The organism is Hymenobacter sp. B1770 (assembly GCF_049896385.1).
Classification (GTDB): Bacteria; Bacteroidota; Bacteroidia; order Cytophagales; family Hymenobacteraceae; genus Hymenobacter.
Genome location: NZ_JAFCUF010000003.1, coordinates 301,099 through 320,580, shown reverse-complemented (window position 1 = coordinate 320,580; position 19,482 = coordinate 301,099). Strand labels below are relative to the sequence as shown.

Annotated in this window: 18 protein-coding genes; 11 read left to right on the top strand and 7 right to left on the bottom strand. The window is 58.6% G+C overall.

Annotated features, from left to right (window positions below; genetic code table 11):
- Nucleotides 1-415 precede the first annotated feature (415 nt).
- Both rho and ACP7AJ_RS08170 read left to right on the top strand, forming a co-directional pair.
- Nucleotides 416-2,698 carry a transcription termination factor Rho gene (rho, locus tag ACP7AJ_RS08175; protein WP_426059699.1) on the top strand — a complete coding sequence of 761 codons (2,283 nt, stop codon included), beginning with the start codon at nt 416-418 and terminating at the stop codon, nt 2,696-2,698.
- A 323-nt stretch (nt 2,699-3,021) separates the two neighbouring features.
- Complete coding sequence (locus ACP7AJ_RS08170) at nt 3,022-3,681, top strand: DsbA family protein (protein WP_426059698.1); 660 nt, start codon at nt 3,022-3,024, stop codon at nt 3,679-3,681.
- Nucleotides 3,682-3,694: 13 nt separating this feature from the next.
- Here ACP7AJ_RS08170 and ACP7AJ_RS08165 read toward each other — a convergent pair whose 3' ends face one another.
- The 4 genes from ACP7AJ_RS08165 to ACP7AJ_RS08150 form a co-directional block, all read right to left on the bottom strand.
- Nucleotides 3,695-4,318 (bottom strand): hypothetical protein, encoded by a 624-nt coding sequence (locus ACP7AJ_RS08165; protein ID WP_426059697.1) that lies wholly within the window; start codon nt 4,316-4,318, stop codon nt 3,695-3,697.
- 73 nt (nt 4,319-4,391) lie between these two features.
- A complete protein-coding gene (locus ACP7AJ_RS08160; protein WP_426059696.1) occupies nt 4,392-5,267 on the bottom strand; it encodes a UbiA family prenyltransferase in 876 nt (291 codons plus the stop codon).
- 31 nt (nt 5,268-5,298) lie between these two features.
- On the bottom strand, nt 5,299-6,084 hold the full coding sequence (locus ACP7AJ_RS08155; protein ID WP_426059695.1) for a class I SAM-dependent methyltransferase: 786 nt from the start codon (nt 6,082-6,084) through the stop codon (nt 5,299-5,301).
- A 134-nt stretch (nt 6,085-6,218) separates the two neighbouring features.
- Nucleotides 6,219-8,324, bottom strand: coding sequence for a PA14 domain-containing protein (locus ACP7AJ_RS08150; protein ID WP_426059694.1), 2,106 nt, complete (start codon nt 8,322-8,324; stop codon nt 6,219-6,221).
- Nucleotides 8,325-8,963: 639 nt separating this feature from the next.
- Here ACP7AJ_RS08150 and ACP7AJ_RS08145 point away from each other — a divergent pair.
- The 9 genes from ACP7AJ_RS08145 (at nt 8,964) to ACP7AJ_RS08105 (ending at nt 16,615) form a co-directional block, all read left to right on the top strand.
- Nucleotides 8,964-9,641, top strand: coding sequence for a hypothetical protein (locus ACP7AJ_RS08145; protein WP_426059693.1), 678 nt, complete (start codon nt 8,964-8,966; stop codon nt 9,639-9,641).
- Nucleotides 9,638-9,931: a winged helix-turn-helix domain-containing protein gene (locus ACP7AJ_RS08140; RefSeq protein WP_426059692.1), complete on the top strand. Its 294-nt coding sequence runs from the start codon at nt 9,638-9,640 to the stop codon at nt 9,929-9,931. The genes ACP7AJ_RS08145 and ACP7AJ_RS08140 overlap by 4 nt, the downstream gene beginning before the upstream one ends.
- Nucleotides 9,932-10,144: 213 nt before the next feature.
- Nucleotides 10,145-11,665 (top strand): DUF4173 domain-containing protein, encoded by a 1,521-nt coding sequence (locus tag ACP7AJ_RS08135; RefSeq protein ID WP_426059691.1) that lies wholly within the window; start codon nt 10,145-10,147, stop codon nt 11,663-11,665.
- Between the two features lie 27 nt (nt 11,666-11,692).
- Complete coding sequence (locus ACP7AJ_RS08130) at nt 11,693-11,914, top strand: hypothetical protein (protein WP_426059690.1); 222 nt, start codon at nt 11,693-11,695, stop codon at nt 11,912-11,914.
- 45 nt (nt 11,915-11,959) lie between these two features.
- Nucleotides 11,960-12,547 (top strand): hypothetical protein, encoded by a 588-nt coding sequence (locus tag ACP7AJ_RS08125; RefSeq protein ID WP_426059689.1) that lies wholly within the window; start codon nt 11,960-11,962, stop codon nt 12,545-12,547.
- A gap of 10 nt (nt 12,548-12,557) precedes the next feature.
- Complete coding sequence (locus ACP7AJ_RS08120) at nt 12,558-12,902, top strand: hypothetical protein (RefSeq protein WP_426059688.1); 345 nt, start codon at nt 12,558-12,560, stop codon at nt 12,900-12,902.
- Between the two features lie 287 nt (nt 12,903-13,189).
- On the top strand, nt 13,190-13,558 hold the full coding sequence (locus ACP7AJ_RS08115; RefSeq protein WP_426059687.1) for a hypothetical protein: 369 nt from the start codon (nt 13,190-13,192) through the stop codon (nt 13,556-13,558).
- A 50-nt stretch (nt 13,559-13,608) separates the two neighbouring features.
- Nucleotides 13,609-14,073 (top strand): hypothetical protein, encoded by a 465-nt coding sequence (locus tag ACP7AJ_RS08110; protein ID WP_426059686.1) that lies wholly within the window; start codon nt 13,609-13,611, stop codon nt 14,071-14,073.
- Nucleotides 14,074-14,200: 127 nt separating this feature from the next.
- Nucleotides 14,201-16,615, top strand: coding sequence for a transglycosylase domain-containing protein (locus ACP7AJ_RS08105; RefSeq protein ID WP_426059685.1), 2,415 nt, complete (start codon nt 14,201-14,203; stop codon nt 16,613-16,615).
- A gap of 39 nt (nt 16,616-16,654) precedes the next feature.
- On the opposite strand, the gene ACP7AJ_RS08100 is transcribed toward ACP7AJ_RS08105, so the two are convergent.
- From ACP7AJ_RS08100 to ACP7AJ_RS08090, 3 genes are all read right to left on the bottom strand, one after another.
- Entirely contained in the window at nt 16,655-17,683 is a 1,029-nt protein-coding gene (locus ACP7AJ_RS08100) for a DUF1259 domain-containing protein (protein ID WP_426059684.1), read from the bottom strand.
- A 120-nt stretch (nt 17,684-17,803) separates the two neighbouring features.
- Nucleotides 17,804-18,481: a hypothetical protein gene (locus ACP7AJ_RS08095; protein WP_426059683.1), complete on the bottom strand. Its 678-nt coding sequence runs from the start codon at nt 18,479-18,481 to the stop codon at nt 17,804-17,806.
- A 15-nt stretch (nt 18,482-18,496) separates the two neighbouring features.
- On the bottom strand, nt 18,497-19,429 hold the full coding sequence (locus ACP7AJ_RS08090; protein WP_426059682.1) for a TIGR01777 family oxidoreductase: 933 nt from the start codon (nt 19,427-19,429) through the stop codon (nt 18,497-18,499).
- Nucleotides 19,430-19,482 lie beyond the last annotated feature (53 nt).

Sequence of the window (19,482 nt, the reverse complement as noted above, 5' to 3'; positions counted from 1 at the left end):
TGTCGGAAGTAAAACCGGCCGGAACCACAGGCTGCTGCGGGGGCCTGCGTTGGGCACGCAACTTATTCTGCGATACGTTGTGTTAAAGTTTGCGAGGCAGGCATCCGATTTGGCAGTTTGCCCGTAATGCGCTAACATTGCGTTAGCAACCGGCCGCCGTGGCAGGAGCAACGGGCCCCAGCGCCCGCCTCCGGCCCGTCTTTTGCTGAATCCCCGCGGCCCCTTTCTGCACCTGATTTCTTGCTTATCCATTGCGCTCCGCGCGCTGCTATGCTGTATAGCCCGCGTTTCTTGCCAATGTTATATCCGCGGCCAGCCCGCTTTCGTGCTGCAGCTGGCTTTTTTAGCCCCCAAGCGGGCTTTCTGGGTCACCAGCCCCTCGCCTTAAGCCGATGTTTCTCCCCCTATTCCCTTTATGCACACCATTAACGAGTTGAAGGACCGGCTGCTGTCCGACCTGAAAGAGATTGCTGAAAAAATGAACGTCGGCAACTTCAAGCGGCTCAGCAAACAGGATTTGATTTACAAAATCCTCGACCAGCAAGCCTTGGTTCCGAGCTTGGCCGAGCAAACCGCTACCCCGGCCCCGGCCGCCGCTGCCGAAGCTCCGGCAGCGCCAGCCCCCAGCCGGGCCAAAGGCCGTCGGCCAGCTCCCAGCACTGCCGAGCAGCCATTTTCGGACGTAGCCCCGCCTGCTCCCAAAGCTGCTAACGGCCGCGCCCCGCGCGAGCTGCGCCGCGAAGCGCCCGCCGCGCCGGCGGCGACTACCGTTGAAATCCTGGACCCCATCGAAGGTCTGGCCCTAGTGCCCGGCAGCGATGCCACGGGAGCCTCTTTGGCAAATGAGCCGGTACCAGTGGCTGCTCCAGAGCCCGCCCAAGACGCGGCTCCCAGCGCCGACGAGCAAATCAACGGCGGCGAATTAGCCAATAATACCGACCAAGCGAATAGCGCCGAACAGGATGCCACTACCGCCCGCCCCGAGCGCCGGGAGCGCCAGCGGGTAGACCGTGCCGGCCGCCCCATTACGGAGCAGCGCGCTGCCGAAATGGCCGCCGAGAAAGCCGCCGAGGCTGCCGCTGCCGCTGAAGCTGCTGCCGGAGCCACAGAAAACGGCACCGATACCCGCACCGGCAACCCCGACGACCGCCGTCGCGAGTTGGGTGGCAACGGCTTCGCCGACCGCCGCGAAAACCGCGCCGACCGGTTTGAGCGCGATAACCGAGAGGTGCGCGACGGCCGCGAGCAGCGGCCCAACCGCAACGACCAGCCGCGGGAAAACCGCGAACCCCGGAATGACCAGCCCCGCGAGCAGCGCGAACCACGGGAACAGCGTGAGCCCCGCAACGACCAGCCCCGCGAAAACCGGGACGGCCAACCCCGCGAGCCGCGCAACGACCAGCCGCGCCCCGAGCGCGATGGCCGCGACAACCGCAACCTGACCCGTGAAGAGCGCTACGCCCAGCGCGACTTGCAGCGCCAGCAGCGCGCCCTCAACCCCGACGGTACGCCCCGCACCGACCAACCCCAGCGCGAGCCCCAGCAGCAACGGGAGCCCCAACGCCCCGCCCGCCAGGAACTTGACCTGGTGGTGCCCGGTGGTGGCACGTTCGAACTGATGCCCGATGGTGGCTACGGTTTCCTGCGCTCGCCCTACTACAACTACCTGTCCTCGCCCGACGATATTTTTGTGTCGCCGCAACAGGTCAAGCAGTTTGCCATGAAGCCCGGCGACACGGTGATATGCACCATTCGTCCGCCGCGCGAAGGCGAGAAGTACTTTGCCCTTGTGGGCGTGGACAGCATGAACGGCCGCACCGTGGAGGAAGTCCGCGACCGGGTGCCGTTTAGCCACCTTACCCCGCTGTTTGCCGACCAGCGCATGAAGCTGAGCACGAAGTCCAGCCAAATCAGCACCCGTGTGCTTGACTTGTTTGCGCCCATCGGCAAGGGCCAGCGCGGCCTGATTGTGGCCCAGCCCAAAACCGGTAAAACTGTGCTGCTGCAGGAAGTGGCCAACGCCATTTCGGAAAACCACCCCGAGGTGTACCTGATGATTCTGCTCATCGACGAACGCCCCGAGGAAGTAACCGACATGGCCCGCACCGTGAAAGCCGAAGTGCTCAGCTCGACCTTCGACGAAACGGCCGACCGCCACGTGAAAATCGCCGAAATGGCGCTCGACAAGGCACGTCGCCTCGTGGAGTGCGGCCACGACGTGGTAATTCTGCTCGACTCCATCACCCGCTTGGCGCGGGCCTACAACACGGTGCAGCCCAGCTCGTCGCGCATCCTCTCGGGTGGTATTGATGCGGGTGCGCTGCAAAAGCCCAAGCGCTTCTTCGGTGCGGCCCGCAACGTGGAAGGCGGCGGTTCGCTCACCATCATCGCCACGGCCCTCATCGAAACCGGCTCCAAGATGGATGAGGTTATCTTCGAGGAATTCAAAGGCACTGGCAACATGGAGCTGCAACTGGACCGCAAGCTGGCCAACAAGCGCGTGTTCCCGGCCATCGACATCCCGGCTTCCGGCACCCGTCGCGAAGACCTGCTCATGAGCAAGGACGAGTTGAGCCGCGTGTGGGTACTCCGCAAGTTCATGTCGGACATGACCGCCACGGAGGCCATGGAATTCCTGAAAGACCGCATCAAAGGCACCAAGGACAACGAGGAATTTCTCATTTCCATGAACGGCTAAACAGCCCCATTGCATACAAAAAGCCCGCTACATTGCTGTAGCGGGCTTTTTGTGTCTAATAATTAATGCCTAATAAATAGGTGTAGCATCTAGCAATGGGGTATCATAGCATCAGGAAAACGCCCATGCTTGATAATAAATTCAACTATTGAGTAATTAATTTTTTTATGCTGAGCAATACCGCCGAATGAAGTTGTTAATCAGTATGGATTTACGGAACAATGCTGCCATTAACCGGACGATAACGTCAAAGCTCGGAAACACCAGGCCGCGGTCTTTGAAGGAAGCAAGCCACAATCCGGCGTTTACTTTGTTTCATGCCAATGGAATCTACCCCCGCCTCCCTGCCCGAATTGCTCTACATCCACGACCCGCTGTGCGGCTGGTGCTACGGCATGAGCCCGGTCATTAACCGGGTGCAGCAAGAGTTCGCCGGTAGGCTGGATGTGTCGGTGCTGTGCGGCGGCATGGCCACGGGCGAGCGCGCCACGCCCATTGCCGAAACCTGGGGCTACATCAAGGATGAGCTTGCTGATGTGGAAAAGGCAACTGGCGTGGCGTTTGGGTCTGCCTTCAAGGCCTTGGCCGAAGCGGGGGCTTACTTCTACGATTCGGAGCGGCCCTGCCGCGCCATCGTGGCTTTTCGCCAAATTACCCAGGACCTAGCCAAAGCGGTAGGCTTCGCTCATGCCGTGCAGGCCGCGCTGTTTCAGCATGGGCAGGACCTTAACGAGCCCAGTACTTACAACAACTTGCTAGTGCCTTTTGGCGTGGATGTTGTTGAATTTCAACGCCGTTTTGCAGCGCCCGAAACGGCCCGCGCCACGCAGCAGGAGTTTGCGGCGGTAGCGCGCATTGGAGTGCAGGGTTTTCCAACTAGTGTGGTGCGCATTGGCGAGCAGGGCTACGTACTGGCTCGGGGCTACCAGCCCTACGAACAGGTTCGGCAGGGCTTGGAGCAGTTGCTGGTGGAGGCCCAGTAGACGGCTGCATTGGTTATAAGTGTATTACTTGCTTCTTGAGTGGCGACCAGGCAATGCTGCGGTTTTCTTTCCCCACCAAGTAGGTGAAGCGGACACTTTGGAAGCGTTTGCGAAGGTCATCCCAAGTAGCTCGGTCGGGGCTATTGGGCCCGGTGGGGTAGGGGGTGGACGTAGCGATGGCCGGGCTGGAGAAATTTGACGGTCGAAAGAAATCGTTCATGCGCCGCCGTATATACGCTTCCCGCTCTGCGGGGGTGGCAGTAGTGGCTTTCATTTCGTTGGCCATAGGGACTTCGAGCTCGGCCGCACTGAGCGTTTCCCGGAAAATCACTTCGTCGGCAGCGTTGGTAATGGTGAAGGTAGCCGCCCCTTTCAGCACCGAGGGGCCCCGGAGTACGAGGCGGAACACATCGGGCTTGTAGTCGGGCTGGCTGAAGGCGTATGTTTGCTGCACCAAAACCAATGTGTCGGACTGCGCATTAGCCGCTGCGGTGCGCGTGGTGTCCGGAGTCGGGAATTTCGCGGTATCGGGCGCGGCCTTGTCTGTGATGCGGGCCACCGTGCCTTCGTGGACCGCCGAAGGGGTAGAATTGCAGGCTGCAAGCAATCCAAATAGGGCAAACCAGAATATGCGCATACGTTTTAGAGCGTAAAAGCAGAAACAAGCTCCCTGGTAATACGAAATAAGGTTTCGTAGGGTGCAGTGCAGCTTACCGCCACAAAAGCATGGCGATGAAAGCAGCACTCATGCACAGCGACGAAACCTGGTTCATGCGCATGGTGTGCTCGAAATCGGCCGCGGCTTCATCCTGCCACACCCGCCAGGCCCAGCGGCTGAAAAGCACCACTACCGGCCCGGTGGCTACCAGAAATATTAACAGCGGGCGCATTTCTTGGCGCAGCCAGTAGGCTAAACCCAAGGTGGCGGCCCCCGCCAGCAGCCCCGCCGCCGCAAACACAAACGTGCCCCGAATGCCCAGGCGCAAGCTCAGGGTGCGGTCGCCGCGCCGAGCATCTTCTGCGTGCTGGTATACCTGAGTAAGCGGATAAGAGCCGCACAAAAACAAGGTGCTAACCAGGGCCAGCAGCAAATTTGTTTTCTCCAAAAGCTGCGTTGCAGTTGCACCTGCGCCTACTTGCGTCATTAGAAAAGTGAAGGCGCCCTGAAACACGACCACCACCACTGTGCTCAGCAGTGGGTATTTTTTCAGGCGAATGCCGTCGTAGCTGTACGCCTTGGAAACCAACAGATAGGCCACCACCAGCGCCGCAAACGGCAGCGAAATCAGGGCCGCGCCTACCACGGCCAGCGCATCGAACAGCCACACGAGGTGCAGCAGCTCCGGGGTTACTTTGGGAGGTGCTTTGAGGCCCCCGATGCTGCCTTCGTCCTTGTCGTAGTAGGAATTGTAGCCGTTGGAAGCCGGGTAGGCCAGCAGGTGCAATACCACAAACACGCCCGCCGCTTTCCACCCGCTCCAGGGCCCGCGTAGGGCGCTCAGCCCAAACCAGAACACGGGCATGAGGTAAATGGAAAACGGAATGCGCAGCAGCAGCAGTGCGCGTTGGTAAGCAGCAAGGGACATGCACGAAAGTAGAACGAAGCACCGCTTCTTGCTACTTGGGCCAGCCGATTAGGTAGGTAACCTCCGGTCCCCAGGAGTGTCGTTTTTTGCCTGCTTGCCAGACGAACAGCCCGGCTGGGTCGGCCGCATGAGCCAGGGCTAGCAACTCATCAGGTGAGTACATGCGCAGCAGCGACACCGAACCGTCCCAGATGGTGCAAAGGGGAATAACGGGAACGAGGTAAGTGAAAAACAGCCGGCTGAGCCGAAACGGCCGGAAAAAAGGGGTGAGCAGCAGCTGGGCCACGGGCAGTACCGTCCAAGCCAACAGCAGCTCGCGCCAATGCTTGCCCGCGCCCTCAAATACCCCAATGCCGGTGCCTGCCCGCACGGCATCATGCAGCATGGCTTGGGCCGCAGCCGGCGGAAAATGGTGGAAGGCCGAGAAGATGGTGCGGAAGCCCCGCAACTGGGCCGGTACAGAAAGCGCATTCACGGACGCAGGCTCGTAGCCGATGGCCCCCGCGGTCCGCTGGGCGATGTCGGCCCAGGCGTCGGGCTGGGGGTAAAGGTCGGTGAGGGTGATGGTGGTATCGCGCAGGCCTTCGGCTTGCAGGGCACGCCACACGGTTTCGGTGCCGCCGCCCGCACCCGCGCCCAGTTCCAGCAGGTGGGTTTGGCCAGTGCAGCGCAGGCCCTCGGCCAGCAGCGGCGCAATGGGCCGGTAAATGCCCAGGGCCGAAATCATGAACCGCAAGTAGTCCATCAGTCCCGCCCGAATGACGGTTGGGAACCACGGCAAATCCTCAAATTCGAACAGGCGAAGGCGCACACGCATGGTTCAGGGATACGCAGAAACGAAATGGTCCGACGACTTTTTAAGTCATCGGACCACAAAGCGGGTGATTCAAGAAATAAACATGGCCGCTGTGCTTCACAGCAGAGTTTCTTAACAGCCCTTCCTGCGGGTTATTAATGGCTGAATGCCACTTTGTAGTTAACCACCTCCGTGGGCGTCACCAAGCGCACAATGTAGATGCCCTCGCTCAGGTTGGTCGCGTCTAGCTCCACGGAGCGCTGCGCGCCGGCCTCCATTGCCTCGGCAAATAGCTGACGGACGAGTTCGCCCTTCAGGTTGAGCAGCGTGAGCACCGCCATCCCCTTCTCGGATGGATTGAACTGCACCGTGGCGCGCTGGTTTCGCCCCACTACGGGGTTGGGAAACACCTGCACCTCGCTGCGCCGGGCAATGGGCTGGGTGAGGGTGGCCGCGTCGAGGGTGCTCGCCAACGAGGACGACGTGCGGGCGGCAGTGGTGGTGCCCCACGGCACGAGCGAGGAGCCGGGCACGGGTTGCTGGCGCGTGCCGTCGGGCAGCTGCCAGGCCACGGCCAGGTAGCCATTGCCTTTATCCTGTTTGTGGAGGGCCTCCACGTAGTAGCGTTGCCCGGCCTGGAGCTGCACTGGGGCCGACTGCTGGCTGGGGTAGCGGTAAAAGTCGTAGGCCGAAGATGTTTTGCCAGAGCAGGTGGCAATGCGCACCTTGCGGTTGGGGTCAGTATCAGGACTCAAATAAAGTGCTCCGTCGTCGTCGGCCGTTATCCAGAAGGTATAGGCCCCACTGGTGGGCGGACAAATGTAGCCGCGGACCCGGGCACCGTAGTTGTTGCCGGACTGAGCAGGCGATTCAAACTTGGTGATAGCGGCGCTACTGGTTGGGGTGGTAGTGGTGGGTATCGTACTAATTGTTTTCCCATTCACGTTGCTCCACTGCTCACGGAGCAGGCTTCCAGTGCCAGTGCAGCCGGTGGGGGTGGGTGTCGGGGTAGGCGTTGGCGTCGGCTCGGTAGGGGTGGGAGTAGGGGTTGGCGTAGGTTCCGTGGGCGTGGGAGTGGTGGTTCCGGCTACTTGGCGGCGGAAAACATTGACCATTTTGGTGGTCATGTTAAACGAGGCACTGTCGGCACCAGTCACGCTGATATTGGTGATGGTGGCTGCCGAATTGACCAGCAAGGTCAGGTTCTGGAAGCGGGTGTTGGGGCTTAGGGCCGCGTAGTCGAGGTCGATGGTCAGGACGTTATTGCTCAGCGCTTCGGTCTTAACCACCTGAGCAATAACGCGGCGGTACTCCGAAAACTCGCGCAGGGTAGTCACCCACAGCCGGTCTTGGGCAATGGACTGGGTGTAGTTCAACCAGCCGGAAAGCACGTTGAAAGTCATGCCGTGGGAGAAAACCCGCTGCAAATACACTTCGGTCGCGTTGGTGCCTGGTGCCATCAGGTTGTCGCTCACGGCCTTGAGGCGGTTCAAAAAAGCATCTGCTGTTTCGCCGCTACTGGAGGCTTGGTCAGCTTGGTAGCGCCGATACACGAAGGACGTAGTGGGCGAGGGCAGCGCACTTAGGGCCACGCGCTTTTCATCCCAGGTGTTGAGCATGGGGAAGTTGTCGCCCTGGCTGGCGCTTGACACAGCTATGTAACCGGCGTTAAAGGCAGCGGTTGGGTAGCCCGCGAAGTTGGTGGGTACAATGTGCACCGTGGGCTTGTAGCCTTGCAGCCGGTCGGCAATCAGGGCATCTAGGTCGTTTACCTGTTTCACGGGGTCGGTGGCCGTATGCAGGTCGGAGTGGTTTTCGATGTCCCAGCCGTTGTCGAGCATTTCCTGGGCCTGGGCCCATACCAGCCGGCCCGCGTCGTGCTGAGGGCCAGGGTCCAGCCACACCGAGTTGTTGTAAGTATTGCGGCCATTGATGGCTACCGCGGCAGTGTACGGGCGCTGACGGCCGCACCCATCCGTGTAGCGCAGGCCCGGGTAGGTGACGCCGTTTCGCACGCCCCCTTTCAGCAGCGGCAACAAGTCAGTATAGGCTGAAATGGGCGAATCGTCTTCTTCAAATTGCAGCACCCGGGCTTTGTTGTAAAGCGTGGGGGCAATGCGGGACGTGGCGCTAGTGGGCACACTGGCAAATGTGACCGTGATGCGCGCCTTGGTGCCCTCGGCCATGACCGAGCTTGGCATATCAGGCTTGCTCAAACTGGCGCGGGTACTCCCTTTGCCAATAGCAGCAGTTTTGCCCATGCCCGGGGCCGACAAAGCGATGCCAAGCGTTGTGGCGAATAGTAGACTTTTTGAAAAGAATAACTTCTGGATTTCAGATATTGATAGGCGCATATGGTTTTGGCTGCGATTATGGTTATGACAATGGCTGCGAGTTCACAACTTACAATCCATTCTACAAAAAATAACAAATATAGTTATCCCTAATAAGCTTTTGGTTCTTTAATCTCCACCATTGTTGCCCTTCAAGACCAAGGATTTCAACCATGTATGGTCTTTATTTATTTGTTCTCAAACTCTGTTCGCTTGCTGAATGCCATCTTTTACGGCTTCCAGCTAGTGAACTGCTTACACTGCGGTAAAGCGCTTCGGCGCGTCTGGAATGATGAGCCTTATGTTTGAATTCCCCAGCAGTGGTGTAAGCAGCGAGCCCACAAAATAAAGAGTTTATCCGCCAGTGCTTTATATCGAATAATATTTGCTGCTCACCTATGCAATAGTGAAAACTTCCGTTCCTACTGGTATGGTGGTAGTAGCTACCAGCCGGTTGCTACTTCTGAAGCTTTTTGTTGGTAAAGCTTGCGTGAGATATAAATTAGGGATTCGTTGAATGTATCAAAAGTTTTGCTCAACTTTGCATCACAAAGCACTTCGACTGATATGAAGCCCGCCACTCAAGACCCGCTCGCCCAGCTTACCGAGATTCGCGCCATCATGGAGCGTAGTTCGCGCTTCTTGTCCCTGTCCGGCTTGAGCGGGGTAGGGGCCGGCGTGGTGGCGCTAGGTGGGGCCCTGGCCGGGCACTTCTATTTGCAGAGCCATTACTCCGACGGTTACCTGCAACTGATGCGGGGCTCGGCAGCAGAGCGGAGCGCGGCTCTGCCGTTTCTGTTGCTGTTGTCGGGTGTGATGATAGGCTTGGCGTTGCTGGTGGCTTTTTTCTTTACTCAGCGCCGCACCAAACACGACGGCCAAGTGCTTTGGAGCGCCCCCGCCAAGCGGCTGGCCTTGGCGTTGGCGGTGCCGCTGGTCACGGGCGGGCTGTTCTGCCTGCGGCTATTTCTCGGGAGCGATGCCGCCATGGTGGTGCCCGGCCTGCTGGTATTCTACGGGTTGGCGCTGCTCAATGCCAGCAAGTACACCCTGGATGAAATCCGGTGGTTGGGCCTCACTCAAATTGGCCTAGGCCTGCTGTGCATGCTGCTGCCGGGCTGGGGCCTGATTTTTTTCGGGCTGGGGTTTGGGCTGGGCCACATTGGCTATGGCCTGGTGATGTATAACCGCTACGAGCGGCCGGGCGCGGCTGCCGCAGCGTCTAAATCTGTAGTGGCTCGGTGAAGCACCTTATCCATACCCTAAACAAGGCTTTCGACCACCGCGTGCGGCTGGGGGTGATGGCCGTGCTGATGGCCAACGAATCGGTGAGTTTTAACGACCTGAAAGAAGTGCTTGAACTCACCGATGGTAACCTCGCCAGCCACGTAGCCGCCCTCGAAAAGGCCGAATATATTCTTGTGAGCAAGCAGTTTATCGGCAAAAAACCTAACACGACCTACGCCGCTACCCCAGCGGGTAAAGTAGCTTTCCAGCAACATTTGGCAACCCTGGAGAAGCTGTTGCGGCCTTAAAAAAAAGTTTGGTCAGTTTACAGGCTTTTTTTTTGACTTTACACTTTGAAATACAAAGAACTTTAAAAACTTATCATGACAGACTTTGCACCTCGCGCCACATCCTGGCCGGACGGCCAACCAGCCCGGCCGGCTTCAACAGCTATTTTCTCAACTTCCGCACCCGTTGCGCCGCCTCTCAGCACCACTCAGAAATTGCTTCTACCGGCCGGAGTGTTACTGTTCAACTGGCTGTTTTGGCTGGAGGCGGGCGGGCCCAATGTGCTTGTGTTTGCAGCTTTTGTGGTGATGGCGCAGTTGCTGTTGGTGCCGCGAGTGGCCCTGGTGCGCCGCTCGGGCTACTTCTGGCTCATGGTGGGTGGCAGCTTGTTTAGTGGTGCCATGATGGCCGTGTACGGGTCGGGAGCGGCGGCGCTGGCCTGCATTGCTTCCCTGCTCATGCTGCTGGGATACGTCAATCAGCCGTATCTGAAGCTGGTGCTTTACGCCTTACTCACGGCCCTGGGCAGCGTGGCACAGGCGGGGCCGCGGGTACTAATGGGATTGCGGGCGCCCCGCGCCACGGGGGCGGGCGTGCGCCGGGGCTGGTACTATGGCCGCCTGCTGCTGGTGCCGCTGGGGGTGTTGGGGGCGTTCCACCTGCTGTTTGCGCTGGCCAATCCGCGCTATGCGGCCCTGAGCAGCCGGGCGCTTGAGGTGCTCGGTGACTTCCTGGTGTGGTTGCTGCCCGAAGTTTCGCTGGCGCACCTGCTGTTCTTCCTGCTGGGCTTTTTGGTGACGGCCGGGGTGGTGGTGATGGTGCCGGTGCACCTGTACACCGACCAGGAGTCGCGCTTCGGGGAGTTTATTCAGCGGCAACGCGACCGGGTGGCGTCGTTTGCGGTGCGGCAGCCTAGCTTTCGCTATAACAAGGCCGGCGTGCTCGATTTGCGCAAGGAGTTTTTGGCCGCGGCCGCAGTGTTTGGGCTGGTGAATGCGCTGCTGCTGGTGGTCAATGTCATCGACGTCAACTGGTTATGGTTTGGCTTCGTGCCCAAGCCGGGGTTCGACCTCACGCAGTTTGTGCACGAGGGAACGTATGTGCTCATCTTCAGCATCTTGCTAGCTATGGGCATTGTGCTGTGGTTTTTCCGCCGCAACCTCAATTTCTATGCGCCCGGCCTGCCGTGGCTGCGTTGGGGCGCCACTGTATGGGTGCTGCAAAACGCGGTGCTAGCCGTGTCGGTGGGGCTGCGCAACTACTACTACATCCTGCACTGCGGCTTGGCTTACAAGCGCATTGGGGTGTGCTTTTTCCTGCTGCTGGTGTTTTTCGGGCTGGGCACGGTGCTGCTCAAAATCTGGCAGCGGCGCTCAGCCTACAGCCTGGTGCGGCTCAACTCGCTGGCGGTGTACGCCGTGCTGCTCCTGCTGGCCGCCGGCAATTGGGAGGTCTGGATGACCCGCTACAACCTGCAGGCTCGCTTCCGCACCATCGACGTAGGCTTTATGCTCGACATGCCCGGCCGGGTTCTGCCCACGCTGGTAGCCCGCCGCGAACTGCTAAATACCACGGCCCAACTCACCGCCGAAGGGCCGTACGGGCAATACACCGTGGTGACTGCCGTCGAAGCCCAGCGCCGCCTCGATGCCGCCGTGACCAATTGGAAGGCGCGCTACGAAGCCCGCCCGAACTGGCAGGGCCGCACTTACGCCAACTGGCAGGCATACCAGCAATTATCTACTAACAAATAGTCTTTGCTCCTCCACTTTCCTAAAGTCATGACGAGTCTTCCTCAACTCCTGCTCACTTTTCTGGGCCTGCTTTTCTGTGCCGGCGACGTGGCTGTTTTGGGCGTGCTGCTCACCTGGCAAGAGCGGGCGGCCACGCCGGCCGCCCGGCGCCGGCGCTTGTTGCGCGGGGTGCTGCCGGCATCGGTGCTGCTAGTGGCCTTGCTGCTGCTAGCCTTCGTGCAAATGCTGCTGCTGTGGTCGGGTCAGTAGCCACTCATTTCTTGCTCTCTGTTCTTGATTTTAACTCAATTTTCCATGCAGAAGGACTCTCCCGTTGCCTTAAATGCCTATCAGCGCCTGGTCAGAAAGATTGTGGAGCACGCCGAAACCTCGTTGCTGATTCCACTTTTCTGGCGGCTCTACGGCGCCCGGCCTTCGGCTACGCCCCTGGCTTACTTAAGCAGCTTGCCGGTGGGTACCCTGGGCCGGGCCGTGGCCGAGGGCCTGCACCGCCACGGCTTTCAGCTCATTCCCAATTACGAAAACCACGACCTCAAACACGCGCTGCTCGGCTACGGTATGACGGCTGAAGAAGAGTTGAAAATGCAGGCCTTCATGCTCGGCAATGGCAATCGCAGCCCAACCTGTTTCGGCGCCCTGCTCTTCGGGGTGCTGATGCCGGAGTTATGGGCAGACTTCCGGGCTCATTATCGGCAGGGGAGGCAGGTGAGCCCGATGTTCCGGTGGAACCTAGCTGATTACGCCACCGAGGACCTGGAAGACCTCCGCAATAAAATCGGACTCTATGCCGCCCGGTGTCCGCGGCAAATACTCTGTTTCCCGCAGCCAGTGATAACTGCTTTTTTGGGCATGGGTCGACATGCGCGCCTTAACCATGATTAGCCGTTGGTGTATGGCCTTGCTGCCCGGCTGGCCGCGGGTGCCCAGGCAGTTGTGGCTTACCGGTGCAGCAATCAGCTTGGTGGCGCTGAGCTTGGGGCTCAGACAGGAAATATGGCCACATCATCCGCAGGCAGTGCGCTGGCACAGCGTGGTGCTGGTTTTACTAATGGTAGCAGCAGGGCTGCAGGCCATCAAAGTGTTGTGGCACTGGCCTACTGAATATTCTGGACCCGCCTTATTCCGGCTGGTGTTTCGTGGCATCGTGCTGGCCACTTGCGCCGGCATTGCCGGGCTGGTAGTAGTAGCTACTGTCCTGTTCTCTATATGGATTATCGGATTGACAAGGGTGGAATAGGCAAGGGGACATTATATGTTAAACATATAAACAAGTAAATACTTATAATATTATAGGGTCTGGTCAAGAATCACAAATTAGGTAAGTGGTGCCTTTGGAAGTGTTAACAGCCTTTGTTACAAGGTATAATTAAGGAGCTATACAGTCCAATTGTCTTTTGGAATCATAACGTATCCAGGTTTATTGTTTAGCTTGTCGGCCCGTTAGGCTTACCTGATAGCGAAAAGCTCGTGACGGTTTCACCTTCACTTTGCCTTCGCCCTATGCCCCGGAAGCTGCTATTGGTTGTGTTACTTGTCTCCTTGGTGGCGGAACTAGCGATGTCGGGAGGCGTGTTTTTTGCTCCGGTATTCACCCTCACGCACTTTGGGGTGAAATACGGGCCGGAAACCTCGTTCCTGGCTTACATAGTGGGGTGGCTGCTGCTGTTTGTTTCCCTTGCGGCTTTTGTGGCCCTGGGGCAGATGTGGCAGCGGCGGCCCAGCTACGCCACGTGGTGCTACGTGCTGGGGTTGTGGTGGATAGGTATTGGCATCGGGATTTACTACACCTTCGGAAAGCCCGATAATCTGCTGCTTGATTCGGTAAAAGGACTCCTAATTGTGGTACTCACCTGGCGCTGTCAGGCCACGCGCATGACGACGCGCCGTTACTAACGGTTAATCAGTATCTTGGTGGCATAATGGTCTAACCGTCTGCCCGCGCTATGCCCACTTCTCACCCGCACCTTCATCCGCAGCCTGCTGTTCCCACCCTCTCGCGCCTGGGCCGGTTTTTGGCCGGTGCGCAAGTACTGAAGGAAACGCTGAGCATGATTTTTCTGGGGTTGCCCCTGGTGAAAGCGGCGCCATTGGTGCTGCTCTCAGCCCTGCCCGGTGTGGTGCTCTACCTACTGCACTGGCACCTGGCCCTAGGCCGGGCCGGGCGTGTGTTTGCGGCCGTGGTGTGGGGTTTCACCCTGCTCGACGAGCTCTGGGGCCTTCTGTTGTTTCAGGAATTGGATTCGCCTACCCGGGCCCAAATCCGCATGCTGCACTGGAGCTATTTCCTGGGGCTCGCCTTCATTGTGCTTGCCCTGGGGGAGTTGGGGTGGCGGTGGCAGCTCCGCCGGGTGCGGGCCCGGCGCAATGTGCACCACCAAGCCATACTGGCCGGTCGGCAGCGTCGGTAGCCAGTGAGTTACCTCTTTCCTCATTTTGCAGTTGTGTCCGCAACGCTCGGCTTTTGGGGCATAGGGCTGGTATATTTGTCCTTCTTCGCGGGGGGATTTGGCCCCCGTTTTCCTCTTGTTGCCTCGCATGGCTGACCTAAAACCGCCACTTTCTTCTCCTTCCACTGGCTCTAAACCGAAAGCGCGCCCCCAGCGCTGGCCCCTGCGGGTCACTAGCCTGGCGTGGATAATGTTCGGGGTGGTAGTGATTCTGTTTTTGGTGTATCCGTTCCTGGTGAGCACCAATTTCATGTTTCTGTTTGGCAAGTCGCCCAGCCTGGCCGAATTGGAGAACCCCAAAGTCGAACAGGCCTCGGAGCTCTACACTTCCGATGGGGTGCTGATTGGCAAATATTTCCGCGAAAACCGCTCGCCGGTGCCGCTGAGCAAGATGTCGCCCGTATTGATTAAGGCGCTAATTGCCACCGAAGACGTGCGCTACTACGAGCATTCCGGCATCGACCTGACCGCTGTGATTGGGGGCTTCTACTCCTCACTGCGCGGCGAAAAGCGCGGCGGCTCCACCATCACCCAGCAGCTCGCCAAAAACCTCTACAAAATCCGTCGCCAGCAGAGCCGCGGCGCCTTGGGCTACATTCCAGTAGTGAGCACCATTGTGGCCAAAACCAAAGAATGGCTCACGGCCGTGGACCTGGAGCAGCGCTACACCAAGGAAGAAATTCTGCGGATGTACCTCAATACCGTGGAGTACGGCTCCAGCGCCTTCGGCATTAAAGTGGCAGCCAAAACCTTCTTCAACACCTCGCCCGATAGCCTTCGGCCCGAGCAGGCGGCCATGCTGGTGGGTGTGCTCAACAACCCCACCGCCTACAACCCACGCTTTCATCCCGCCGCGGCCCTGCGCCGCCGCAACGTGGTACTCGACCGCATGGGCCAGTCCGGCGTGCTGCCCGCCGCCGAGATTGCCGCCCTCAAAGCCACCCCCATTGTGCTCGATTACCACGTGGAGCGGCACATCGACGGGCCCGATACGTACTTCCGCAGCGCCATCAGCCAGTTTGTGGACGCGTGGTGCGACAGCACCGGCTACGACATGTACCGCGACGGCCTGCGCATCTACACCACCATCGATTCGCGGATGCAAGCCCACGCCGAAAACGCCCTGCACGAGCGCATGAAGGCCTTGCAAAGCAGCTTCGATAACTTCTGGCGCAACCGGCGCAAGAACCCCTGGGTCGACGACAAAGGCAACGAGATTCCCGACTTCATCCAAACCCAGATGAAGCGCACCGAGAGCTACAAGACTTTGGCCAACCACTACAAAGGCCAGCCCTTCCGCCTTGATTCGGCCTTGAATGCCAAGCGGCCCATGAAGGTGTTTACCTGGAAAAAAACCGATGGCGACACCACGCTGGTGATGTCGCCGCTCGATTCGCTGGCTTATTACAAGCGCTTTCTGCGGGCCGGCATGATGAGCATGGACCCTTTCACCGGGCACATCAAGGCCTGGGTGGGCGGGCTCGACTACCGCTTCTTCCAGTACGACCACGTGAAGCAGGGCCGCCGCCAGGCCGGCTCCACGTTTAAGCCCTTTGTTTACCTCACGGCCATCGACAACGGGTACTCGCCCTGCGACCGTATCCGCGACCAGCGCGTGACCATCAATTACGTGGAAGACGGCAAGCCCATGGAGTGGAAGCCCGACAACGTAACCCGCGAATATACCGGCATCAACATGACGCTGCGCCACGCCATGGCGCGCTCCGTAAATTCCATCACGGCCCAGCTGACCGAGAAAGTGGGCTGGGACAATGTGGCCAAATACGCCCACAAGGTGGGCATCACGAGCCCGCTGCTGCCGGTGCCCAGCATCGGCCTGGGTTCGGGCGGCGATGTGAGCGTGTACGAAATGGTGAATGCCTACAGCACATTCATGAACAGCGGCTTCCGCAGCGAGCCGCGTCTGGTTACCCGCATCGAGGACCGCAACGGCAACGTCATCAAACAGTTCGACCCGGTGCAGAAACGCGCCATCTCGGCCGAAACTGCGTGGCTGATGACCTATATGCTGCGCGGCGGCATGGAAGAGCCCGGCGGCACCTCCCAAGGGCTGTGGGACTACGAACTGTGGCGCAACAATAACCAGATTGGCGGCAAAACCGGCACCACCTCCAACTATTCCGACGGCTGGTACATGGGCATGACCAAGGACCTGATGACCGGCGTGTGGGTAGGCGGCGAAGACCGCAGCATTCACTTCACCGGCTCGCAGCAGGGCGAGGGCGGGCGCACGGCTCTGCCCATCTTCGGCAAGTTCATGGAGAAGGTTTACAAGGACAAAGAACTTGGCTACACCCAGGGTGAGTTCCCAAAGCCGCCTACCAAAATAAATAAGAAATACAACTGCATTTCACCCAGCGAGCCGCGCCGCCGCGCCGAAGCCATGGATACCATTGTGGTTGATAACCTACTGGAGCGAATGAATAATAGTAACAGCGGCGGTGGGGGCGGGGTGCCAGACAGTTTGCCCCGGCGCCGGTAGGTTCGCAGGCGTCAGGGTCTTTGTCAGGCACGCCGTTAGTTAGTGCCGCCTGTGCATGCCGCTGGCTTTTTTACCCAACTCATTCAGTGCTGCCCGGAAGCCACCGGCTAGCTGAGTGGCTGGCCCGCGTCCGTAATAGTGCAGGAACATCATGCGGGGCTGGTCGAAAAGCATGTGGTTGTGCACGGCCACCACTTCGAGGTTGTTGGCCCGTAGGGCCTTGATAACGGGGTTCACCTCCTGTTCCAGCATGGCGATGTCGCCGGCAATGTGGGCGTCGCTGTGCTTGCCCGCAAAAGCCGCCCAGGAATTCAGGCCAATGGCAGCAGTCATTTCCGTGCCCATCATCACCGACTGCAGGTCGGCCCGGCCCACGGTGTATTTGTAGGTAGGGCCGTTAACTACGCCTTGGTGCTTTACAATCTGGTCGAGCGCTGCCAAGTCAAACAGTTCTTTGCCCGTCTGCACGCTGGGAGTGGCGGGAGTTGCATTGTTGCCGGGCTGCGCACCCGCAGCGGCGGGGGCTTTGGGCTGGTTGGCGGGTAATAACTTGGAGTCTTTGAGGGCAGCCGCAAACTTACGGGCTAGTTCGGCCGGACTGCCCATGCTGTGGATATGCATGTAAAAGATGCGCGGCTCCTCGTAAAAAAAGTGGTTGTGCACGGCCCCGATTTCCAGCCCGTTGGCCAATGCCGCCGACATGAGTGGGTTAACTTCCTCCTGCAGCAGCACCGTGTCGCTCATCAGCATAGCCGATTTGCCATCCTGCGTGTGCTTGATGGCCACCCAGCCGCCAAACCCGAAAGCAATGGGCACCGGCTCGCCTTTGATGGTTATTTTTAAATCGTTTCGGGGCAAGGGAGTGCTATGGGTAGCCTGCGCTTCCACATAGGTGCCTTTTTTGCCCATAGCGGTTTCAATGGCCGCAATGTCGGCTGCGCTCAAAGGTGGCGTTTTGCCTGGCGCGGCCGGACTGCCCAATGCGCTGATGGGTCCTAGCAGAAAAGGCGTAGAAGCCAAGGCTGTCGTCTTGAGCCAATCGCGACGGGAGAAGTTGTAGCTAGACATAAGAGGGCTGGATTTATTAGTAAGGTACAGCAACTGCGTGGACAAGCCGCGAATGAATGCAGCAGATACACGCTGAAATATTGCGGAGAGCAGACAGCTTTACTAATGCCGTGTCTCTATCTACCGGAAGGCATCTGTGTTATTGTCCTTTTTTAACTCATCTACAACTTGGCGTAGGTAGATTATTTTAAATAGTTTAGCCTTCTCTGTTTCTTCAAGTGCCTTAAAATCGATGGCGCTGATTTTAGTTTCCATATCATACTCCCCAATCAACCCGTCCAGAAGCACATAAGTGGCGTTTTTAAAGTCTGGCGTATCCTTAAAACCGCGAATATTTAGTTGAATTTCTAATTTGTCTGCATCGGGAGAGTAACGGAAGTAAACGTCCTCATAGGCGATTTTAAAGCTGTCGTATTTAATCTCTATGGAGTCTCCCGGTACTCTTTGCCTAAAGGCATTAATTTTCCAGTTTGGAAGCTTTGGAGCTTTTTTTACGAGCACCATAACCGCCGGGAAAGCATCAACTATCCCATCTGCGGATATAGTGAATTCCTTTACACTGCTCTTATTAATTGGTGAAAACTCAAACGTCAGATTTTCATCTACTTTGTGAAGCTCACTGCTGAGCTCATCAAATAGTTTTTCAGAGTTATCGGAGTCTGAGAAATATTGGGACTCATTTGATTTGAACCATTCCCAAAATTGCTCTTCCTTATTTTCGGTACCATCGGTACTACACGAAATCAGGCCAATTAAGACAATTGATACAGCAGCTAAAAGTATGCGGAGCTTGTTCATCGAAAGGGCTCGTCTTTACTCCTCCCCATACAGCGCCTCCAGGGCCCCGCGCAGCTCCGGATAGTCAAACGTGAAGCCCTTTGCAAGCACTTTCTGGGCGCTCACCCGTTGCGAAGCCAGCACAATGTCACTCATTTCACCCAAGGCCAGCTTCAGGCCGAAGGCAGGCACCTTTGGCAGCACTAGGCGGCGGTGTAGCACCTGGGCCAGCGTTTCGGTAAACTGCAGGTTCGTGACCGGCGTAGGGGCCACGGCATTGTAGGTGCCGACCCAGCTGTCGTTGTCTATCATGGCCATGAAGATGCGGCACAAATCGTCGAGGTGAATCCAGGACATGTACTGCTTGCCACTCCCCAGCGCCGCACCGGCCCCCAGCTTCATGGGGCGCGCCATCTGGGGCAAGGCCCCGCCTTCCTTGCTCAGCACAATGCCAATGCGCGGTACCACCGTGCGGATGCCCAGCGCGGCAATGGGCTCGGCCGCCAGCTCCCACTGATGCGCTACGTCGGCCAGGAAATCGTGGGTAGGCAGGCCAGGTGGCGCTTCCTCGGTGAGCACAGTATCGGCCGTGTCGCCATACACGCCAATGGCCGAGGCCGAGATAAAGGCCTGCACGTGGTGCCTGGGTTTGGCTAGCTCGCGGTTCAGCAGGGCCAGGCCACCCAGCCGGCTCGTCATGATGTCGCGCTTGCGCTCGTCCGTCCACTTGCCGTCCGAAACGCTGGCGCCAGCCAGATTCACGATGTAGTCGGCGTAGGGCACGGCGGCATCGTCGATTGTACCAGCCCGGGGGTCCCAGCGAAAGCTGCGGTAATGGCTGCTTTTAGCCGGTTCCCGGCTAAGCAGCGCCACTTCGTAGCCGCTATCAATCAGCAATTCAGCTAGGCGACTGCCAATAAGGCCAGTACCGCCGGTGATGAGGACTTTGCGGGGGGAATTCTCGGTCATGGGTGCTATTGCCAAGTAAGGGCACAAAGGTAAAACGGCGGCGGGCGGCAAAG